The 17,777-nt window shown below is 71.2% G+C and carries 23 protein-coding genes; all 23 read right to left on the bottom strand.

Features of this window, described 5'->3' with window-relative positions; all coding sequences use genetic code 11:
* Positions 1-4: 4 nt before the first annotated feature.
* Positions 5-1,282 carry a phage major capsid protein gene (locus ACFYQA_RS02405; protein ID WP_388910468.1) on the bottom strand — a complete coding sequence of 426 codons (1,278 nt, stop codon included), beginning with the start codon at positions 1,280-1,282 and terminating at the stop codon, positions 5-7.
* Positions 1,279-2,517, bottom strand: a complete 1,239-nt coding sequence (locus ACFYQA_RS02400) for an HK97 family phage prohead protease (RefSeq protein ID WP_388218558.1) — start codon at positions 2,515-2,517, stop codon at positions 1,279-1,281. Before ACFYQA_RS02400 ends, ACFYQA_RS02405 begins: the two co-directional genes overlap by 4 nt.
* A gap of 2 nt (positions 2,518-2,519) precedes the next feature.
* On the bottom strand, positions 2,520-3,218 hold the full coding sequence (locus ACFYQA_RS02395) for a hypothetical protein (protein WP_388910465.1): 699 nt from the start codon (positions 3,216-3,218) through the stop codon (positions 2,520-2,522).
* The gene (locus ACFYQA_RS02390; protein ID WP_388910462.1) at positions 3,215-4,558 is read right to left on the bottom strand and encodes a phage portal protein; all 1,344 of its coding nucleotides are present in this window, start codon (positions 4,556-4,558) and stop codon (positions 3,215-3,217) included. Before ACFYQA_RS02390 ends, ACFYQA_RS02395 begins: the two co-directional genes overlap by 4 nt.
* Before the next feature lie 14 nt (positions 4,559-4,572).
* Entirely contained in the window at positions 4,573-6,345 is a 1,773-nt protein-coding gene (locus tag ACFYQA_RS02385) for a terminase large subunit (protein ID WP_388910459.1), read from the bottom strand.
* Positions 6,314-6,769 (bottom strand): phage terminase small subunit P27 family, encoded by a 456-nt coding sequence (locus tag ACFYQA_RS02380; protein WP_388910456.1) that lies wholly within the window; start codon positions 6,767-6,769, stop codon positions 6,314-6,316. The genes ACFYQA_RS02385 and ACFYQA_RS02380 overlap by 32 nt, the downstream gene beginning before the upstream one ends.
* A gap of 68 nt (positions 6,770-6,837) precedes the next feature.
* Positions 6,838-7,080, bottom strand: a complete 243-nt coding sequence (locus ACFYQA_RS02375; protein ID WP_388910453.1) for a hypothetical protein — start codon at positions 7,078-7,080, stop codon at positions 6,838-6,840.
* Positions 7,081-7,099: 19 nt separating this feature from the next.
* Positions 7,100-7,492, bottom strand: a complete 393-nt coding sequence (locus ACFYQA_RS02370; RefSeq protein ID WP_388910450.1) for an HNH endonuclease — start codon at positions 7,490-7,492, stop codon at positions 7,100-7,102.
* Positions 7,493-7,672: 180 nt separating this feature from the next.
* Positions 7,673-7,873 (bottom strand): hypothetical protein, encoded by a 201-nt coding sequence (locus ACFYQA_RS02365; RefSeq protein ID WP_388910447.1) that lies wholly within the window; start codon positions 7,871-7,873, stop codon positions 7,673-7,675.
* Between the two features lie 14 nt (positions 7,874-7,887).
* Positions 7,888-8,265 carry a DUF6372 family protein gene (locus ACFYQA_RS02360; RefSeq protein WP_388910444.1) on the bottom strand — a complete coding sequence of 126 codons (378 nt, stop codon included), beginning with the start codon at positions 8,263-8,265 and terminating at the stop codon, positions 7,888-7,890.
* Positions 8,266-8,452: 187 nt separating this feature from the next.
* On the bottom strand, positions 8,453-10,597 hold the full coding sequence (locus ACFYQA_RS02355) for an FtsK/SpoIIIE domain-containing protein (RefSeq protein ID WP_388910441.1): 2,145 nt from the start codon (positions 10,595-10,597) through the stop codon (positions 8,453-8,455).
* A 98-nt stretch (positions 10,598-10,695) separates the two neighbouring features.
* Positions 10,696-11,178 (bottom strand): hypothetical protein, encoded by a 483-nt coding sequence (locus ACFYQA_RS02350; protein ID WP_388910438.1) that lies wholly within the window; start codon positions 11,176-11,178, stop codon positions 10,696-10,698.
* 36 nt (positions 11,179-11,214) lie between these two features.
* Positions 11,215-11,391, bottom strand: coding sequence for a hypothetical protein (locus tag ACFYQA_RS02345; RefSeq protein WP_388910435.1), 177 nt, complete (start codon positions 11,389-11,391; stop codon positions 11,215-11,217).
* 82 nt (positions 11,392-11,473) lie between these two features.
* Positions 11,474-11,716 (bottom strand): hypothetical protein, encoded by a 243-nt coding sequence (locus ACFYQA_RS02340; RefSeq protein WP_388910432.1) that lies wholly within the window; start codon positions 11,714-11,716, stop codon positions 11,474-11,476.
* 97 nt (positions 11,717-11,813) lie between these two features.
* A complete protein-coding gene (locus tag ACFYQA_RS02335) occupies positions 11,814-12,002 on the bottom strand; it encodes a hypothetical protein (RefSeq protein ID WP_388910429.1) in 189 nt (62 codons plus the stop codon).
* A gap of 82 nt (positions 12,003-12,084) precedes the next feature.
* Positions 12,085-12,390 (bottom strand): hypothetical protein, encoded by a 306-nt coding sequence (locus tag ACFYQA_RS02330; RefSeq protein WP_388910426.1) that lies wholly within the window; start codon positions 12,388-12,390, stop codon positions 12,085-12,087.
* Positions 12,387-13,517: a hypothetical protein gene (locus ACFYQA_RS02325; RefSeq protein ID WP_388910423.1), complete on the bottom strand. Its 1,131-nt coding sequence runs from the start codon at positions 13,515-13,517 to the stop codon at positions 12,387-12,389. Before ACFYQA_RS02325 ends, ACFYQA_RS02330 begins: the two co-directional genes overlap by 4 nt.
* Positions 13,514-14,134 carry a hypothetical protein gene (locus tag ACFYQA_RS02320; protein ID WP_388910420.1) on the bottom strand — a complete coding sequence of 207 codons (621 nt, stop codon included), beginning with the start codon at positions 14,132-14,134 and terminating at the stop codon, positions 13,514-13,516. Before ACFYQA_RS02320 ends, ACFYQA_RS02325 begins: the two co-directional genes overlap by 4 nt.
* A gap of 156 nt (positions 14,135-14,290) precedes the next feature.
* Positions 14,291-14,905 carry a hypothetical protein gene (locus ACFYQA_RS02315; protein ID WP_388218528.1) on the bottom strand — a complete coding sequence of 205 codons (615 nt, stop codon included), beginning with the start codon at positions 14,903-14,905 and terminating at the stop codon, positions 14,291-14,293.
* Positions 14,902-15,162 carry a sigma factor-like helix-turn-helix DNA-binding protein gene (locus ACFYQA_RS02310; RefSeq protein ID WP_388218526.1) on the bottom strand — a complete coding sequence of 87 codons (261 nt, stop codon included), beginning with the start codon at positions 15,160-15,162 and terminating at the stop codon, positions 14,902-14,904. Before ACFYQA_RS02310 ends, ACFYQA_RS02315 begins: the two co-directional genes overlap by 4 nt.
* The gene (locus ACFYQA_RS02305; RefSeq protein WP_388910417.1) at positions 15,159-15,494 is read right to left on the bottom strand and encodes a hypothetical protein; all 336 of its coding nucleotides are present in this window, start codon (positions 15,492-15,494) and stop codon (positions 15,159-15,161) included. The genes ACFYQA_RS02310 and ACFYQA_RS02305 overlap by 4 nt, the downstream gene beginning before the upstream one ends.
* Positions 15,495-15,544: 50 nt before the next feature.
* The gene (locus ACFYQA_RS02300; protein ID WP_388910414.1) at positions 15,545-16,069 is read right to left on the bottom strand and encodes a hypothetical protein; all 525 of its coding nucleotides are present in this window, start codon (positions 16,067-16,069) and stop codon (positions 15,545-15,547) included.
* A gap of 59 nt (positions 16,070-16,128) precedes the next feature.
* Positions 16,129-17,739, bottom strand: a complete 1,611-nt coding sequence (locus ACFYQA_RS02295; protein WP_388910411.1) for a DEAD/DEAH box helicase — start codon at positions 17,737-17,739, stop codon at positions 16,129-16,131.
* Between the last annotated feature and the right edge of the window lie 38 nt (positions 17,740-17,777).

Here is a 17,777-nt window from a genome sequence, read left to right as displayed (position 1 = left end):
CTCCTTACGGGGTCGGCTTGACGACGATGAGCCGGTTGGGCTTCCAGATGACTTGCATGGCGCGCAGCTCCGCACGGACGTACACGAGGTTGCGCTGCGCGTAGTCCTTGTGCTGGTTGAACGCCAGGATGGACAGGCCCTCGACGTCGAGCAGGGCGACCTGGCGCCAGTCGCCAAGGATGACCGTGCCCGGGGCGAGCCGCTGGGAGAGCGCACGCGCGCGTCCCCAGGACGTGTTCGGCCCCTGACCGAACGGCCCCTGACCGAAGAACCGGTCATTGGCGTCCTGCATCAGGTCCCACGCCTCGTCGTCCTCCGGCGACATGAGGGCCGCGGTGACGTTGCCGCCCGGCAGGGTGGTGATGCGGGTGATGGCCTGGCGGATTGCCTTGACCTGCGCCATGGCGTCGGCGCCCGGGGTGTAGGTCAGCTCCTGCACACCGGTGGTGTTCAGGATGCCCTTCGGCTGGCCGGCGGTGCCGGTGCCGTTCAGGAGCTTGTCCTCGATGACGGAGTCGAGGGAGTACTCCAGCTCGTTGTTCATGTACGTCGCCAGCGCCGGCGCGTTGGACAGCAGCGCGTTGGTGACGTCGTAGCCGTCCGCGTAGGTGTACGGCTTGGCGTCGGCCAGCTCCGTCTGGATCGTGCTGGTCGGCTTGAGCGCGGACGCCGGGTCGCCGGGCAGGATCTCATCCTGGACGATCGCCGCGTTGCGGGTGACCCCGGTGACCTGGAGGTACTCAAACGGGCCGGACGACTCGCCACGGCTGATGAGATCCAGGATCGTCAGGGCGTCCCGATCAACCTGGTCAATCATCGGCATGCGGATCGGCTGGATGTGCCCCAGCGCCACCTGGAGCGGCGAGGCGGTCGCCTTCCGCGACGCCATCCACTCCTTGAGCGAGCCGACCCGGGTGCGGCCGATGTCGACCGCAGAGCCCTCACCGAGCCCGCTCGGGTGCTGCTTGCGGAACTCCCCGTACAGGCCGGACTTCACGAACCGGTCGCCGAAGGTGTGCGCGTCGGCGTCCTCCTGGCGGTCCTTGACCTCGGACAGCTTGGGCGCGGGACGGTCGGTGGCCTTGCCCGCCATCGCGGCGGCCGCGGCCTGTGCGTCGTCGGCGGCCTTGACCTTCACCGTCAGGTCGTCGGTCTCCGCCTTGATCTCGTTGACCCGGGTCACCTCGTCCTCGGTGAACTCCCGGCCGTCCTCGGCTGCCGCCTTGGCGACGATGTCCGCCGCTTCCTTCAGCAGCGCCTGCAGCTTCTCGCGCAGCGTCATCCTGTACTCCTCATGGTCATCAGTTCCTGCGTGGTGACCCATGCGGCTACCTGGGCGGGCGTGGGCGCGGGCGACTTCGCGGCGGCCGGTACGGCGGCGGCGGTCTCCTCGGGCGGCTGCTGGCCGGTCTCCTGCTCGGGTGTGGCCCCGCCCTGGCTGGGCGGGGAAGTCTTCCGGTTCTTCTCCGGTGTGGCGGCGGCGAGCACGTCACCGATGGACGCGTGCGCGGCGGCCAGGGCGTCGTAGTTCGTCTGGGACAGGACGCGGCCGGCCTTCGCCCGGTGGGCGAGGTCGTCGGCCTTCGCGGCGAGAAGGTCGGTCTCCTGGTTCGCGCCGACCAGGCACGGGCCCACCTCGAACAGGCTGGCGAACCGCTTGATCTCGTAGTACTCGCCCCACGGGAAGCGGGCGGTGTCGTCGGTCTCGACCCAGCCGCCCTCGCCGACCTCGTAGGCGAAGCTGAACTGCTTGATGCGGCGGCCCTTGAGCAGGCCGTGCACGTGCTTCGCGGTGGGGTTGGTGTCCATGTCCTCGATCTGTGCGAGGACCTCCAGCCCGTCGGCGGTCTCGGTGGCCTCCAGGACGGAGCCGATGTGGGCGAACGGGTCGGCCCACTTGTGGGACCACACCACCGGGATGGGGTCGCCGGAGGCTTTCCACTCGGCGAGGACCTGGGCGAACGCGCCGGGGGCGATGACGTCGCCCATGCTGTCCTCGTTGCCGAACACGCTGACGAGCGCTCGGAACTGGCCCTCGGCCAGGCCGTCGTCCGGGCCTGCTGCCTTCACCCGCGCGGTGCAGTCCTTCGTCCGCATGCCTGTCGTCCTCTTCTCTCCGAGTTGCGGCGGGGCGTCGTACCACTGCCGGATGGCGTCTGTCGTCCCGTCCGGGCGCCCGTCGCTCTCCGCGCGGGCCAGGCACTCCTCAAGACCTGGGTCCAACAGCACGAGTTCGGCGCCTGCCGCCTGGTAGCGGGTGATCTGCGACGGCCATGGCGAGGTGTGGATGATCCACGCGTCGGATTCGACTCCGTCCATGACCCGGTCGATGCCGGCCTTGCGGACGGCCAGCGCTACCTCGCGGATCGCGCCCTGGGAAGCATGCGCCGTAGCCGCCCCGAGGGCGCCCGCGATCTTGTCGTAGTCCAGGACCACATGGTCGTCCTGCCGCTGCTCGGTGACGTAGGTCGATTTCCCTGCGCACGGAGGGCCCACCACCACGGTGATCGCAGCCACGGTCAGCCCCCTCTCGTGTAGTCCAGGCGGCAGCCGCAGTTCGCGGTCTCCTCGGCGTCACCGTTCGAGTCGCCCGGCCAGCGCAGCCGGTTGCTGAAGGTCTGGCCCAGCTCGACGGCCTCGCCGTCCATGCGCACGTGGCTCGTGCGTGGGTTCTTCCCGCTGACTCTCCACACCTTGTGCGTCAGCCCGGAGGCGCCGGCCGCGTCGTGCGAGCCGAACGAGCGGGCCTCTGTTGCGGCGGTCGCCGCGTGCACCCCGGCCGCAACGACCCACGACGACAGGCCCTCCTTGAGGTTGTCGCGCCAGTCGCCCTCGTCCCGCACCGCTGCGGTCGCCGCGGTGTAGGCGGCCTGCTCGTACTGCTCGGCATGCGAGGCGGCCGCGGCCGCCAGCCACGCTTCCATCACCGCCGGGTCCCAGCCGCCGCCGTCGGGGTTCCACACCCCGAGCACCGACCAGGCGCCGATCTGCGCCAGTCGGAAGCCGTACCCGGCCATCAGTGCGGCCAGCTGGGCCTGGCGCTCCGGGGACTGCGCGGCCCACAGGTCGTAGAAGTCCGGCGGCCCGTCGGCCTTTGCGTCGGCCACCGACAGGAGCGCGTCGGCCTGGCGCTGCGCCCAGTCGGTCAGCGCGGCCGTGTAGGCATCCCGCTCCACCTCAAACGTGCCCAGATCCTCGGGCCGCTCCGCCGACTTCACACGGGGCGGCCGCGCCCTTTTGGGGTGTTGTCCGGGGCGGTGTCCCGCGGCGAGGCCAGGCCGCCGACGATCACGTTCAGCGGCGTCACCAGTTCGTCCGTGCCGTCCACGTGCGGCAGGTTCTGCACCGCTCTCGCTTCCGAGCGCAGCATGTACGGGGCGCCCACCGCGGTCTGCAACAGTGCGGCTTGCTCCGTGAACGAACCCCTGAGCTTGGCTTCCAGGTTCGCCTCGATGTACAGGTTCGAGCCGGGGGCGAGCAGCGGCACCAGCATGGAGTTGAGGACGTCCTGCCACTGCGTCACATACGGGCCCAGCGAGATGGTGAACAGCATCTGCCGGAATGCGTCGATGTTGCTGAAGGTGCCTTCCCTTGCGCCGACCAGCTCGGGGGCGATGTGGTACGCGGACGCGACCTCGGCATCGGTGAGCTTGCGGCCCTCGATGTCCTGCGTCTCCTGCGGGTTGAACGCGGTGACCGTCTTCAGCGTCATGCCGTCCTCGAGGATCGGCGTACCACCGACGGACGGGCCCCGGCCGATGAAGGCGTTGAACGCGGCCTGGAAACGCTCCTTCGCCGTCTTGGACCAGGCCGGTGCGTCCGCCGGGCGCTCGATGACGGTCGGGACCCGGGCGCCGTTGCGCCACACCGAGCGCCGCCACTCGACCGCCTCGGCCTGCTCGGCGAGGATCTGCCGCAGCGTGTCCATCGGGCTGGTGCCGTTGGCGCCGACCGTGGCGTACCCGTGGTCGAACAGGTACGGCGCGGGCAGCGGCACCACCTGCGCCGGGCCCTGGGACATCGTCAGGTACAGCGCCTGGGGGGTGTCGTCGTCGTCCGCCAGGATGTGGAACTTGCGGGCCGGTTTCCGCCGCAGCTCGAACCCCGACTGAGTGTCCGCGCTGGGCAGGACCTGCTGGCACCACCGGTCGTAGATCAGCCAGTCCACCAGCGTCGTGTGCCACAGCCTCGCCCCCGACCGGTACGGCGCCGGCTGGCTGAGCAGCTGCGCCAGCGGGTGATCGGTGACGCGGCGGCGGTCGGTGTCGGACACCCGCTCGTACACGTGCCAGGGGATGGTGCACAGCTGCCGGGCGATGTAGTCGACGACCTTCCGCACGCTCGGCTGGGTCTCCCACACCCGCCCGGCCGCCGCGGTGTCGGCATAGTTCGCGAGCGGCACCCCCGGGTCGACGACCCGGATTCCGTTCGCCGCCAGGTGCGCACCCAGCTGGGTGAGGTCGCCGAAGGCCTCGGCGGCCTTGGCGAGCACGGGCACCCCGTCCTGGTCGATGACCTGCCCGGAGGCAGTCGTCTTGCGGCGCGGCCACCAGCGCATGTCCGCCCCCTCTCTCAGATCGCTTCGAAGTCGCTGTCCTCGTAGGCGGACACGCGCTTGGGCGGGCGAGCGAGGACCTCGGACATGGCGTCGCACAGGGCGCTGACGCCGTCGATCTTGTCGCCGCCGTTGGACTTGTCCGGCTTCACGTTCCCGGCCGTGTCGATGGCGACGGCGAGGTTGTCGACCATCCACGCCATGACCGGGTTGCCGTCGTGCCGCAGCATCGGCCGGCCGCCCTCGCGTACCTGCCGTTGCCCCTGCAGCAGCAGCCGCTGCACCGCCTTCAGTGCGGGCGACATGCTCTTGTAGCCCTGACCCACGCCGACCATCGGCGCCCGGTCGTTCTCCAGACTGTTGGTCAGCGGAGTGGCCGACCAACGGTCATAGCCCAACGACTTCACGTCGAAGCTGTCCAGGTCACGGCGAATCTGCCTGCCGATCACGTCGTAGTCGGTGACGTTGCCCGGCGTCGTCTTCAGCCAGCCCTCACGCAGCCACACCGACGCGTTGCCGGCCGTGCGCCGATCCAGGTCCGTGATGTTCTCCTCGGGCGTCCAGAACCGCATCAGCAGGTCCAGGCCGCCGTCGGAGTCGTCCGGGAACAGCCACGCCAGCGCGTTCAGGTCGGACACCGCGCCGAGGTCCAGGCCGCCGTAGGCCTCCCGGCCGCGCAGCTTCACCTCGTCGACCAGGGCGCCGTTCGCCGTCCACGACTCCAGGGTGAGGTACTTCGTCGTCTGCTTCGTGCGCACACCGCAGTGCAGTCGCAGGAACGACGCCAGCTCTGCCGGGGACTGCTTCGCCTTGTCCGCCGCCGTCCGCAGGTACGCCCGCGTCGGCGAGATCCCGTAGCCCGGGTTCGCCTTCCGCCACGTCGACTCCTCGAACGGATCGTCCTCGCGGGTGGCGGCGAACACCACCCCGTACACCGCGGCCGCCGTGAACGCGCCGCGGGCCAACTGCTCGATCCGCTCGCGCTTACGGCCGTAGACCGACTCCTTCTTACCGGCGTCCGCCGTCGTGATGATGAAGATGAGCGGCTGCCGACGCGAGCCCGTACCGGACTCGATCGTCTCCACCAGCTCCGGACTCTTGTGCTCGTGCAGCTCGTCCACGATCCCCGCATGCAGGTTCAGGCCGTGCTGCGCGCCCGCCAGAGACGACACGGGCTTGAAGTAGCTGTCTGTCTTGGGGTGCAGGATCACCCCGGCCAGCGGCTGCATCACCCGCTTCAGCGCGGGCGACTTCTCCACGATCGCCTTCACCGGCTTGAACAGCAGCTGCGCCTGTTCCTTCGTCACGGCCGCCGTGATGACCTGCGCCCCGGGCTCCCCGTCCCCGCCCATCATGTACAGGGCGATCCCGCCCGCCAGCGTCGTCTTGCCGTTCTTGCGCGGCACGTCGACGTAGACCTCGCGGATGATCCGCACGTACATGTCGGCGTCGTCGTCCCAGTGCACCCACCCGAAGATCGGCGCCAGGATGTAGGCGACCTGCCACGGGTCCGGCCGTAGCGGCTGCCCGGCCAGCGCACCCTGAGTGTGCCGCAGCTGATCGAACGCCTTCAGGACCTTGTCGACGCGGTCAGCGTCGAACACGGCGCCGGGCACGTCCCGGGGCTCCGGTGTCTTGATCAGCGGAGGGCAGTCCGGCAGTGGGATACCGCGCTCGGTCAGGTACCACGCCACCTCGGGCGAGATCTTCAGCCGCTCGAGCAGCTCCTCGTCCAGGTATGCGGCCGGGGTCTTCTTCCTACCCGAACGGGTTGTCGGGGTCCGGCTCATTCTCCGACCCCCTCGCCAGAGCCTGCTCCGTGCTGGGAGTCAGACCGAAGTGGCCGGCCCACGCACGCAGCTCACGGCCGGCCGCCCGCGCGATGCCGACCGCCGGGTGCGGCAGGGTCCCCTGCTTCGCATCGAACGTCAGGCCTTCCCGCCACACGGTCTCCGTCGCCTCCCGGAACGTCGCCCACGCCTCGCAGTACGCGGCGAGCGCCGCCCGGTCCTCGGGCTTGAGCAGGTCGAGCCGGGACAGGCCGGGAACCACGCGGTCCCACTCGGCTCGGGCTTCGTCGGAGAGCCAGGCCGGCGCCTCGGGCGGGATGCGCTTGAACGCGGGCCCGGGGTTGACGTCACGGCCGGCGGAGTCCTTGCCGGGCGCCCGGCCCTTGATCAACTTGAGGGCGGCGGGCTGAGCGGTCCTTCCCATCGGGTAGACCCCCCTTCACGATTCTGTGCACGCACGCGCCGAGCTGACAGCGCCGGGCCCCCTGGCGATCAGTCCAGCGATCCAGACTCCCCTTCCCCCCGGGAGGGGGCGGGGCGGCCGGTCAGGTCGCCGCGGGCCAGCAGGTAGGAGCCAGCTTCGGTCAACAGCGCGGCAAGCATCAGGCGGGCCTGGTCAAGGTCGATGCCGTCGGGGTGGACGTCCACGGTGATGCTGCCGATCTCCGTGCGCAGCTCGACGCCGTCGGGCAGCTCGGTGACCAGGTGGACGGGGCTGACGATCTCTGCGGCCATGGGGTGAGCCTCCGTGGTGTCAGCGGGGCCTGCGACGTGCCCTGTTGGCGCGTGCGGCCTCGGCCTTGGACTTGATCAGGTGGCATGGCTGGCAGATCAGTCCGAGGTTGTCGAGGTCCTCGACCGCTCCGCCTTCGCTGATCGGTCTGATGTGGTCCAGCTCGTGCTGGTGCTCGCCGTCGGGATCGTCCTCGCGGTCGGGCTGCTCGGTGCCGCATCGGTAGCAGCAGCTGTTGTCGCGGATGGTGACGCGTCGCTTCAGCGTGCGCCATCTGCCTGAGCTGATGCCGTACCGCGCTGCCTTGTCGTCCCTGCCTGCCCATGGGATGCGCTGGTGCTTCTCGCATCGGCCTTGGGGGACGAGGGCACGGCACCCAGGGTCGGCGCATCGGGTGGGGGGCCGGGTGGGCATGGGGGGTACCTCCCCGGGGGTGCTCTGGGGGGGCCTCCCTGGGGGGTACCCCAGTGGGGGGTGTACCGCCCTGGGGGGTATGCGTAAGGCCCCGCTGGTGGGCGGGGCCTCGGGGTGTCTGTGGTGCCTGATGCGGGCACAGTGGTGCACGGCGATCGTCACACAGCGTGTGACCTGCGGTCAAGCGACTCGGCGGGTGAGGCGTTCGGCGTGCAGTGCGGCAACGTCTTCGGCGGCGAACCAGGGCCGCCTCGGGGTGCCGCCGCTCCGGGTCAGGCGGCCTCGGTAGACGAGGTTCCGCACGGCTCCGGGGCTGGTACCGAGGACCTGGGCGACCTGGTCGGTGGTGAGGTGGCCGGGCCGGATGATCTGCGACTCCATGCCCCCATGATGCTTCAGCAGTCGATCGGCAGCGCGGCCATGCGTCGCTCTACGTTCACCTTCGAGCAGGAACGACACATCGGCACGTCCGTCGGCCCCACGGTCGGCGAGTCGAACCGCACGGTCAGACCGGGCTCGGCCTGCCCGGTGCACACGCCTTCGGCCTGCTCGCGGTGGATGCCGCACAGGCAGTGGCACGAGCCGAGCTGTGCCTCTGCGTCACGTTCGCGGCGCCACTGCTCCCAGACCTCGGGGTGCTGCTTGGCGTGCTCGATCAGCGGGCGCATGGCGGTGTGCACGCGGCGGATCACCTCCATCTGCCGGGCGACAACAGGCGCCAGGGCGGCGCGCAAAGCGTTCATGGAGTCGATGATGCTGGGCTGCTCCGTCATGGGTTCATCCTCTCGTATTGGTGTCGCTCGCGGGGTGGTCTCCGGAGACCCGTTTCGGGCCGGATACGGGCTTTGGCGCGGGGGCCCGAAACTCGAAACTGTGCAGGTGGGGGCCGATATCGGGGGCGAAACCGGTTTCGGGCCGGGGTGAAACCTCTGCCCCTTCCCGAAACCGGCTCAGCGGCCTCTACTCGCCGTCTTCGGCGGCCGGGAGATCGGCCCAGCGGAGGCCCTTGGCGCCGCCGCAGCACTCCCTGATCGTCAGCTGCTTGGTGGAGACCTTGAGCAGCTTCAGCTCAGCGGACAGGGCGGTGGAGGCGCCGGCGGCGTCCATCTCGGTCCACGGCTTGTACAGGTCGGGCCGGAAGCGGGCGAGGGCTTCGACCAGGCGGTGGGAGTGGACAGCCTCCACCCCGTCGGGCCAGACGGCGCGCAGGTGGTCGACGACGGTCTCCACGTCCAGCTCCTCGACCTGGGCGCCGATGGACTGCCCGGTGAGGGTGCCGGCGGCGGTGCGCAGGGCGAGCGCACGCTTGGCGATGTCCTCGGCTTCGGTCTGCTTGATGAACGCGGCACGGACGGTGATGCCTTCACGGCCGCGGGCGAGGATGCCGGTGCCCTGCTCGTCGATGCTGATGTCGGTGGCGCGCAGGCCGCGGTCGTAGGCGCCGGTGCCGAGCACGTTGTTGTTGGCGCGCCAGTCCATGACGGCGAGGCACAGGCGGGTGCCGACGCTGCTGGACACGCTGGAGGGCAGGGACGGGGCGTCGGGGTTCTGGGTGAGCAGGATGAGGATGATGCCGTAGGCGCGCGCCTTCTTGATCAGCCGTGTGGCCAGCGCCGCCGCCTCCTCCTTGTAGTCGACGTGGGTGAACAGTTCCTGCACCTCGTCGATGACGATGACGCGCGGCCCCAGGTCCTGCTTCGGGTACTTCTCGGCGAGCGCGCGGGTGACCTTGCGGCCTTCCGGCACCTCGGAGGCGGGCAGGGAGCGGACGAACGCCGCGCGGCGCTGGTACTCGGCGATGCCGGAGCGCATGCCGGCGAGGGCGGCCTCAAGGTCCTCGTCTTCGTCGCCGGACACGTAGCGGTGGCAGATCGGCTTGACGGAGTCGAGGTCACCCGACCCCTTCAGCTCGTAGATCCACAGTTCGGCGGTGGGGTCCAGGGCGACACCGAGGACGATGGCGAGCGCGCAGGACGTCTTGCCGGAGCCGGGAATGCCTCCGACCAGCAGGTTGGAGTACATGAGGGTGATCTCGATGAGGTTGCCGCGAGGGTCGAAGCCGTAGGGCAGTGGCTGGTAGACGTCGGCCTGGCCCTCCTTCATGAGCGGCCAGAGCTTACGGCCGGCCTTGGCGGGGTCGCGCTGGGCGACCCACAGGACGAGGCGGCCGGGGTGGGCGGTGCGGTCGCCTTCGGGCCACACGGTGCTGATGGGGCGGCGCATGGCGGCGGCCAGGGCGGCCCGCTTCTCCAGCACCGCGATGGCCTCCACACCGGGCGGCAGGTCGACCTCAGCACGCCATCCGGGCCCGTCGCGCATGACCTCAGAGGCGAACTCCACGCCGCGGCGGCCCTTCTTGCCTTCGATGCCGATCGCGGCGAGCGCCTCGAACACCTCGTTGGAGTCCAGGCGGCGCAGGATGTTGGTGGCGACGTAGCGGGTGACCAGGGGCTTCCCGTCGTGCTTCTTGCCCATCGTGCCGAGCAGCGCCCCGGCGGCGATGGCGGCCGCCATGGTCCAGCCGGGCACCAGGAACGCGCTCACGGTGGCAGTGATGCCGGTGACGGTGGCGACGGCGAGCGAGGCGGTGCGGCGGGGGCGGACGCGGCGGGAGTGCTCGCGGGACAGGGCCAGCCACGCCTCGATGTCCGCGCTGGCGGCGGCCTTCGCTTCGACGGGGCGGGCCTCCAGGTCGGCGACCCACTTCCCCCACCGGACGACCAGGCGCCCGGCACCGCGCGGTGCGCGGGCCAGGAGACGGGCCAGGTAGACGGGCGCGCGCAGGGCGTGGAAACCGGCGACGTGCCCGTAGTACGACGCGGTCCAGCGGGCCGTCTCTTTGAAGGCGTCCCAGCGGCGCAGCGCGGGCGGAACGACCGGGGGTGCGTCGGCGAGGTAGGCCTGGCGTTCGGCGATCCAGGTGCCGACGGGGACAGCTTCGGCGGGCGGGTCGACGGGCCGCGGCTGGGCGTCCTGGACGACGTCGATGATGGTCTCGGTGAGGGTGTCGTGGGCGTCCCTGACGGCCGACTCGGGCGTGACCTTCAGCAGGGTCACGTTCGGGGTGTGGTGGCCGTTTACCTGCTCGGGCACGGTCTCGGTCATGATGTGACTCTCCGGTTGCTCATCAGGGTGGTCGGGGCCCGGGGCGGCCGGTCTTGCCTGGCAGCAGTGCGGCCGCCCCGGGGCGTTGGTGCAGTTGTTCAGGCGGTGGCAGGTCGCACGATGCGGGCGGCCTCGGCGGTCCAGTGCTCGCAGTTGCAGAACACGGACTGCTGCGGGTGGACGGTGCAGCCGCGGCGGTAGCGGTCGACGGCGGCGACGAGGGACGGGTGCGCGGGCCGGGCCAGGCCGACGCTCCCCGTGGTCCCGGGGCGCCCGTTCCAGGTGTCATCCGCTTCGAAGCCCCGGCGGCGCAGCTCGTCGGCGAGCGCCTCCAGCTCCCCGGGCTTCAGCGGGTTTGCCGGGACGGAGTCGCCGACGCTGTCGAACTCGTACTCCTTCTTGGTCACGTCGACGGAGACGACGGGCCGGGTGCGGGCGCCGGCCGGGCAGAAGCCGTACCAGCGGTTCGCCTCGGGCAGGTGGAGGGTGATGCCGTGGTGCTGCTGGTGGGCGTCGTCGGGCTGCACCGTCTCGTACAGCCACTCCAGGCCGGTGTCGAGGATGCGGGCGAGGTCGGTCATGCGGTGGTCCTTCCTGGGCTGGTGGTGGTGGCGTTGCTACTTCGTGCGGCGGGTGTCCTCGCGGGCCTGGGCCTTGGCGCGGATCTCGTCGACGCGGTTCTCCAGGCGCTTGGTGCCCTTGCCGCGGGCCTTGCGGCGCTGGATCTGGACGCCGAGCGCGACGACGCGGGCCAGTTCGGACAGGGTGTGCGGGTCGTGGTTCGTGGCGGGCATGGTCTGGTCCTCTCGGGTGGTGGGTGTGGTGGCCGGGTGGGTCACCACCAGCGGATGCCGCCGCGTTTGTCCGGTCAGCCGGTCAGCCGTGGGTCGTGCAGGCGGGGTAGCTGGAGCCGCGGACGCAGCGCTTGTAGTCGTCGCGGGTGACGCGGAACTTGCGGCTGTCGACCGTGAGCGAGTAGCGCCAGCCGCCGGGCTTGAAGTAGGCGCGGTCGCGGTCGGTGACCTTGCCGGACGGGCCGGGCGGGTACGACGGCGAGCAGGCGGTCAGCGCGAGCAGTGCAAGCGCCAGGGCGGCCAGCAGGCGGGAGCGACGGGTCATCGGTGGTCCCTTCGGGAGTCGGTGGTCATCGGACGGGCCGGGCTGTCCGGCCCCACCGCACCCCCGCGGCGCGGGCCGCGGGGGACGGAAGGGCAGGTCAGCGGCCGTGGCGCTTGGCCATTTCGGCCTGCTTCAGGGCCTCGGTGGCGTAGGCGTCGCAGTGCCCGGCGAACTCGTGGTCTCCGGCGCGGCGTGCCTTCTTCGCCTTCTTCGTCGCGGTCTCGGCGGCCTGGCGGTTGCCAGCCTCGGTCAGCAGGTTGGGCGCCTTGCGGCTGAACAGGCCCATGACGGGCTCCTCTCGAGTGGTGAGCCGGGGCTGTCCCGGCTCCCCTCACCGCCCGTGCGAGACGGGCGGATCGGGCAGCCGGTCAGCGGCCCTTCTGGACGTCGGCCCACATGGAGCGCAGGACGAGGGCGAGGATGCCGACCGAGACGGCGCCGATGGCGACGGCGACCGCGAACAGGGCGCCGACCAGGCCGACCGAGACGACTACGCCGCCGATCACCAGCCACTTCGTGGCGCTGAACTCGGGCCGCGGCGCCGGGGCCGGCGCCTGGGGCTGCTGGGCGTTGAGGAGCTGCTGTGCGGCGAGGATCGCGGTGATGAGTTCCACCTGCCGGGTGTTCGCCGCGGCGTCGACCGCGTCCCGGGCGGCTTTCTCCAGGTTGCTCATGCGTAGCCCCCGTTGCCCTCGTCGCGCGTCACCGGCGCATCAGCCTTCGGCGGTGGCTTCTTCGCGGCCCGCGACAGAGCCGTCCGGACGTAGGCCTCATCGACGACCAGGCGCCGGTGCCGGGCGATGTGCTCGACGATCTGCTTCGCCTTGGCGTCGGGTCCGAGGGCTGATGCGGCTTCCTCGACGGCGCCCTTCAGGTTGACGGGTGGCAGGGCGTTGACCTGCTGATGCGCGGCCGCATCATCCCGCTGCAGCTCGTACTCGGGGGGCTGCTGCCCGAGGACGACGGCGACGGCGATGGGGTCGACGTGCACGCCGTAGGTGCCGAGCAGGCTGGCGAGTTCGGCGGGGGGCGCATCAGGTCGTCCTGCGTGAGCGAAGTGGATTGCTTCGGACGGGTCCATTTCGGCGAAGCGGACGCGCAGCACCTCCGTGGCGGACGCCGGGCGGGGTCGCGTGGGCGGCTCCTCGATGGCGGCCGCAGCGGGGGCGCCGTACATGGTGGCGAGGGCCGCATCGGCTCCGGCCTTCACGCGGGTGCGCTGGACGTCGACCAGGCCGGCGCCCAGCTCGGCGTCGCCGACACCCACGTGCTTCGCCAGGCTCCAGTACCGGCGGACGGCGAGCTTGCGCCGCCACTTGCCGGGGTGACTGTCGGCGACCGCCCGGTGGAACGCCAACTGCCTGGCCGCATCCGCGTTGCGGCGCATCACCTCGGCGTCCACGCCGGTGCGGTAGACGACGATGCTGCGGGCGATGAACCCGAGCCCCTCGGCGGCGCCGGACATGGCAAGCGGGGTGACCGCGTACACGGCGGCCTCGCGGACAGTCCCAGCGATGGTGATGCCGATGCAGCTGGCGGACACCGGGGCGAGCCACATGCCCAGCCGGACGACGGCCGGGGAGGACTGCCCGAGCATGGTCCTGCCCAGCATGACCATCGCGAGGATCAGGGTGAGGCCTTCACCGGCGGCGACGACGCCGGCCGCGGTGGCGGCGCGGCCGAACTCGGAGACGGCGTTGCTGTAGGTGCCCCAGCCGCCGAACCCGCCGACGGCGACCATGAGGACGGCGGCGGTGATGAGGACGGCTCGCTGGCCCTTGGTGAGGTTGCGGGTACTCACTGGCCCTCACCCCGGCGGCGGTTCTCCTCGGTGCTGAGCTGGTCGGGGCGGGTGCGGGGGGCGTCGACCCAGGCGAAGGGGCGCGTGGTGTCGGCGGCCTTGAAGACGCGGATCGCGGCCTGCTCCGGGGCGTCGGGCAGCGGGTAGACGCGGCCCCCGTCCAGGGAGGCCAGGAGGCGGGCGCCGTGGTACTCGCAGCCGTTCGCGCCCGCGTTGCCGCGGTCGAGGATGGTGACGACGACCGGGCCGCCGCACGGGGTGGGGTCCTCGGGGTGCGCGGCCGGGCAGCGGACCGCGGGCGGCTCGACGACGGCCGGCCGGGTGGCGGGCTCGGCGTCGTGGGCGCGCAGCAGGAGGCGGAGGGCCTCCTGGAGGGAGAGGACGTTGTCGCTGTCGAGCAGCTGCTGGGCGACCCGGATGGCGACCTGGAGGTCGGTGGGCTCGCGCAGCTGGTTGCGAACGGCGTCGGCCGCCGTGCCGAACAGCGGCTCCCCGACGTTCGAGGCGTGCAGGGACGCGTTGCTGTCGTAGTCCTCGCGGGCGAGGCGCTGCAGTTCAGCTACGCGCTCCCGGCGGGAGGTTGCGGCGCGCTCGGGGCGCGCGACATGATCGGTCATGCCGACTCCTGGTCTCATCAGGTAGTTCGGTGAGAGGCCGGGCGGTGCGCGCGCCGGGGGCGGTAACCCCCGAGCTGCTGCCCGGCCTCTCTTGTACCCTTTAATGTTCCATAGCCTGAACGTATTGTCCAGCCTGTTGAATGCGTCGGGTGCGCATCAGGGCGCATCAGCAGGCTGGAAGTGGTGCAGCATCAGGTAGTCCTCGGACCCGTATGTTGACCCGCACCACTGGCACTTCAGCTGCGTCTCACCCGGCATGCGGGAGATCACCGCACCGCACACCACACCCTCGCCGACCAGGGCGACGCAGTAGCCGATCCGCTGACGCCGTGGCTCCGGGTCGCCGACGATCGAGCGGACCTGACTGTTCAGCTCGGCGACCTCGCGGGCGAGGTCGCCGGCCGCCGGGTACTGCGCGACGATCCAGTCCAGCTCTTGCGCCAGCCACCGGCAGTCAGCGTCCAGACGGGCGGGCGGGGGCGCCCCGCGGTGAGGCCAGCGCAGCCGCCGAACGTCGGCCCGCCACAGGTGGATCACTTCGGTGGCGCGGCCCCAGTTCACCGTGTCGATGACGTCTTCGTTGACGGGGGAGCGGGGGCCGGCCGGTGCCTTGGTGGCGACGATCTCGCCCCAGCCGGAGCGGCGGGGCACGAGGCACTCGCCGACCTCGGCGTACAGGGCGGGGAGGGCCTGGAGCCGCGCGGCCAGTTCTTCCCTGTGCCGGTTGCACAGGTAGCCGCTGGCCGCGCGGTCGCACAGTTCGCAGGTCACGGGGTGGTGCTCTCCTCGGACTGGACGGTGATGAGTCCGCGGGCGAGGGCGGTGCGTACTGCCGCTGCCCTCCGCTCGGACCGGGGGAGGTATGTGACGTCCAGGCGCTCGTAGGCCCGGGAAAGCAGCGATGAGGCGTGCTCGCGGGTGGTACCGAGGCGGGCCCCGACCTCGCGGAGGGGGGCGCCGTCGGCGGCGGCGGTGAGGGCTTGGGCTTGCCGGGGGGTGAGGGGCATGCGGGCGGGTCCGGGGCTCATGCGGCCTGGTCCTTTCGGGCGCAGTGGGGCAGGTCGTGTTCGGCGCCGCAGCTGGTCCACCAGCGCTCGCAGCAGCCGTCTTCCTGGTCGGTCCTTGACTGGCTTGACCAGTTGCGGAGGCGGGCGGCCCGCTCGGCGCGAACGGCAGCAGCCCGGCGTTCGTCGGCGGCGACGTGCTCACGGGCGAAGGCGACTCCCAGCAGCAGCGAGACGAAGAAGAGCGCGGCGGCGTACCACCAGGCGTCCGCGCGGACGCTGGTGGCGGCGCAGTGGGCGAGGAACAGGGAGGTGAGCACGTAGGCCCAGCAGAGGGCGCGGGCGGATCCGGTCACAGGTACCTCCTGATGGGGCCGCCCCTGACGTGCAGGGGCGGCCGTGGCGGTCAGCGGCAGATGGGGCACACGTGGAAGGCGTCCGTCGACTCGTGGCAGCGGTCGACGCAACGGCGGCAGTACGGCGTCCCGTCCTGCTGCGCCTTGCCGTCGAACCTCGTGTCGGTCGGGTCGAACGGCTGCTGGCACTTCGCACACTTCGCCTGCTCGGCGACCGGCTCGTAGGCGTTGGTCGTCTCCAGGGCGGTGGCGTGCCCAGCGACCTTCTGAACGGCCATGCGGCGCAGTGAGTCGACGGCGGCCTCGTCGTCGTCGGTGAACTCGTCGCCTCGGGACAGCATTCGCTCCTGGGCGAGGTCGAGGGCGAAGCGGAGCGTGCCCCGCTCGGTCGTGCTCAGCTCTCGCGCGGCAGCCCGGTCGAGCGGCGAGGGCTGCGCGCCGATGAGGGCCTGGCTCAGCTCGAACCGAGCGCCGAGGGCCTCGACCCCGGGGTCGGTCGTGTTGGCGATCAGGTCGTTGAGGGCATCGAGGGCACGGCGGGCAGCAGTTTCGATGCGGGTGGGCTGGTTCTCCATGGGTTCCTCCGTGGTGTGATGGGTGGAGGTCCGGGCCTGTTAAGGGCAGGCCCGGACCACTAAGCGGCGGCGGGAAGGACCAGCTGACCGAGGACCCGGCCGACGCGGTCCTGGTCGATCAGGTCGGCGACGTCGCCGGCCGACGCGCCACGCGGCACCGAGATGCTGAGACGGCGGCACAGCCCCAGCTGCTTCGGGCTCGGCGCCCCGGACCGCCACCGGGCCTGCCTCGTCACGAACGCGGACGGGGCCAGGACCTTGGCCTGCTGCTCCAGCCACGCCAGCGCCTCCGGCAGCGGCCGGGCCGCGTCGTCCTTCGGCGGGTGCACGCCGTCGGCCTCGGTCCAGCGGCGCATCCGGTACAGCCGGGTGCCGGGGTCGCGCTGCAGGAACAGGAACATCGCGCCCGTCAGGCGGATGAACCAGACGCCGTCCTCCGTGCGCAACCAGCGGATCGCGCTGCTGCCGAAGAGGTTGATCTCCTCGGCTTCGACCCGCGCCGTCAGCGTCCGGCGCTTCTCGGCGGCCGCGGCCTTCTCGGCGACCTGCCGGAGCGTTTTGCCCTCCTCGGCGGTGCCGATCTCCCGTGCGGTCAGGTCGACCATCGACGCGAGCTTGTGACGGGTCGAGGCGCCCATGACGTCCAGGAGCAGCGCGTCCCGCTTCCCGGGCGCCGGGCGCAGCGCGCGGCCGGCCATCTGTACATACAGGCCGGGGGACTTCGTGGGCCGGGCGATGACGACGCAGGAGGTGTGGGGTGCGTCGAACCCTTCGGTGAGCACCATGCAGTTGGTGAGCACCTGGACGTCCCCAGCCGAGTAGCGGGCGAGCGTCTCGCGCCGCTCATCGCGGCCCATGTCGCCCCACACCGGGGCTGCAGTGATGCCGACGTTCTTGAGCGCCTCGGCGGCGGCCTGGGCGGTCGCCACGGTCGGGGTGAAGACGACGCCAGCCCGGTGACCCGCGTGGTCGACGTAGGCCTTAGCGATGGCGTCCAGCGCGCCCGAGTCCTCGAGCGCCTGGCCCAACTGGCCGTCGACCAGGTCGCCGCCCCGGGTGCGGACCTTGTCGAGGTCCAGGGTGTCGACGGTGATGCGCTTGCCTCGGACGTCGCACAGGTAGCCGTCGCCGATCATGTCGAGGATGTCCAGGCGGAAGACGACGTCCTCCCACACCTCAGCCAGTCCGCCGTCGGTGCGCGTCATGGTCGCCGTGAAGCCGGCCGTCGGCGTTCCGTTCCAGGCGCCGAAGTGGGCGAGGACCTCCATGTAGGTGCGGGCGGCGGCGTGGTGGCACTCGTCCACGATGATCAAGCCGATGTCGCGGATGGCCTCGCGACGGCGCGGTACGGCCAGGGTCTGGACGCTGGCCACGATCACGTCGGCGTCGTGGTGGTCGTCGCGCTGGGCCTTGACGATGCCGACCCGCAGCATCGGGTCGACCGCCAAGAGCTTGGAAGCCGCCTGTTCGATCAGCTCCTCCCGGTGGGCGATGACCAGGACGCGCTTGCCTCCGAGGTCATCGAGCATCCGGTGTGCCAGGTGAGAGAACACGACCGTTTTGCCGGCGCCGGTCGGCAGAACGACCGCGAGCCGGTTCTTCTCGGTGGACCAGCCCTGGCGCAACGCCTCGATCGCGTCGACCTGGTACGGGCGGGGTGTGAAGGACATGGGTCACCTCGATTCGGTGGAAAGGGGAGAGGACTGGT

Source organism: Streptomyces sp. NPDC005774 (genome assembly GCF_042871645.1).
Lineage (GTDB): Bacteria > Actinomycetota > Actinomycetes > Streptomycetales > Streptomycetaceae > Streptomyces > Streptomyces pratens.
Note: the sequence above shows the minus strand (reverse complement) of the source record. Positions and strands in the feature narration are given on the sequence as shown.

What these genes read in the sequence shown, in the direction of transcription:
- ACFYQA_RS02405 (WP_388910468.1), bottom strand. Translation starts at nt 1,282, where the DNA reads ATGACGCTGCGCGAGAAGCTGCAGGCGCTGCTGAAGGAAGCGGCGGAC.
- ACFYQA_RS02390 (WP_388910462.1), bottom strand. Translation starts at nt 4,558, where the DNA reads ATGCGCTGGTGGCCGCGCCGCAAGACGACTGCCTCCGGGCAGGTCATC.
- ACFYQA_RS02385 (WP_388910459.1), bottom strand. Translation starts at nt 6,345, where the DNA reads ATGAGCCGGACCCCGACAACCCGTTCGGGTAGGAAGAAGACCCCGGCC.
- ACFYQA_RS02380 (WP_388910456.1), bottom strand. Translation starts at nt 6,769, where the DNA reads ATGGGAAGGACCGCTCAGCCCGCCGCCCTCAAGTTGATCAAGGGCCGG.
- ACFYQA_RS02375 (WP_388910453.1), bottom strand. Translation starts at nt 7,080, where the DNA reads ATGGCCGCAGAGATCGTCAGCCCCGTCCACCTGGTCACCGAGCTGCCC.
- ACFYQA_RS02370 (WP_388910450.1), bottom strand. Translation starts at nt 7,492, where the DNA reads ATGCCCACCCGGCCCCCCACCCGATGCGCCGACCCTGGGTGCCGTGCC.
- ACFYQA_RS02365 (WP_388910447.1), bottom strand. Translation starts at nt 7,873, where the DNA reads ATGGAGTCGCAGATCATCCGGCCCGGCCACCTCACCACCGACCAGGTC.
- ACFYQA_RS02360 (WP_388910444.1), bottom strand. Translation starts at nt 8,265, where the DNA reads ATGACGGAGCAGCCCAGCATCATCGACTCCATGAACGCTTTGCGCGCC.
- ACFYQA_RS02355 (WP_388910441.1), bottom strand. Translation starts at nt 10,597, where the DNA reads ATGACCGAGACCGTGCCCGAGCAGGTAAACGGCCACCACACCCCGAAC.
- ACFYQA_RS02350 (WP_388910438.1), bottom strand. Translation starts at nt 11,178, where the DNA reads ATGACCGACCTCGCCCGCATCCTCGACACCGGCCTGGAGTGGCTGTAC.
- ACFYQA_RS02345 (WP_388910435.1), bottom strand. Translation starts at nt 11,391, where the DNA reads ATGCCCGCCACGAACCACGACCCGCACACCCTGTCCGAACTGGCCCGC.
- ACFYQA_RS02340 (WP_388910432.1), bottom strand. Translation starts at nt 11,716, where the DNA reads ATGACCCGTCGCTCCCGCCTGCTGGCCGCCCTGGCGCTTGCACTGCTC.
- ACFYQA_RS02335 (WP_388910429.1), bottom strand. Translation starts at nt 12,002, where the DNA reads ATGGGCCTGTTCAGCCGCAAGGCGCCCAACCTGCTGACCGAGGCTGGC.
- ACFYQA_RS02330 (WP_388910426.1), bottom strand. Translation starts at nt 12,390, where the DNA reads ATGAGCAACCTGGAGAAAGCCGCCCGGGACGCGGTCGACGCCGCGGCG.
- ACFYQA_RS02320 (WP_388910420.1), bottom strand. Translation starts at nt 14,134, where the DNA reads ATGACCGATCATGTCGCGCGCCCCGAGCGCGCCGCAACCTCCCGCCGG.
- ACFYQA_RS02310 (WP_388218526.1), bottom strand. Translation starts at nt 15,162, where the DNA reads ATGAGCCCCGGACCCGCCCGCATGCCCCTCACCCCCCGGCAAGCCCAA.
- ACFYQA_RS02300 (WP_388910414.1), bottom strand. Translation starts at nt 16,069, where the DNA reads ATGGAGAACCAGCCCACCCGCATCGAAACTGCTGCCCGCCGTGCCCTC.
- ACFYQA_RS02295 (WP_388910411.1), bottom strand. Translation starts at nt 17,739, where the DNA reads ATGTCCTTCACACCCCGCCCGTACCAGGTCGACGCGATCGAGGCGTTG.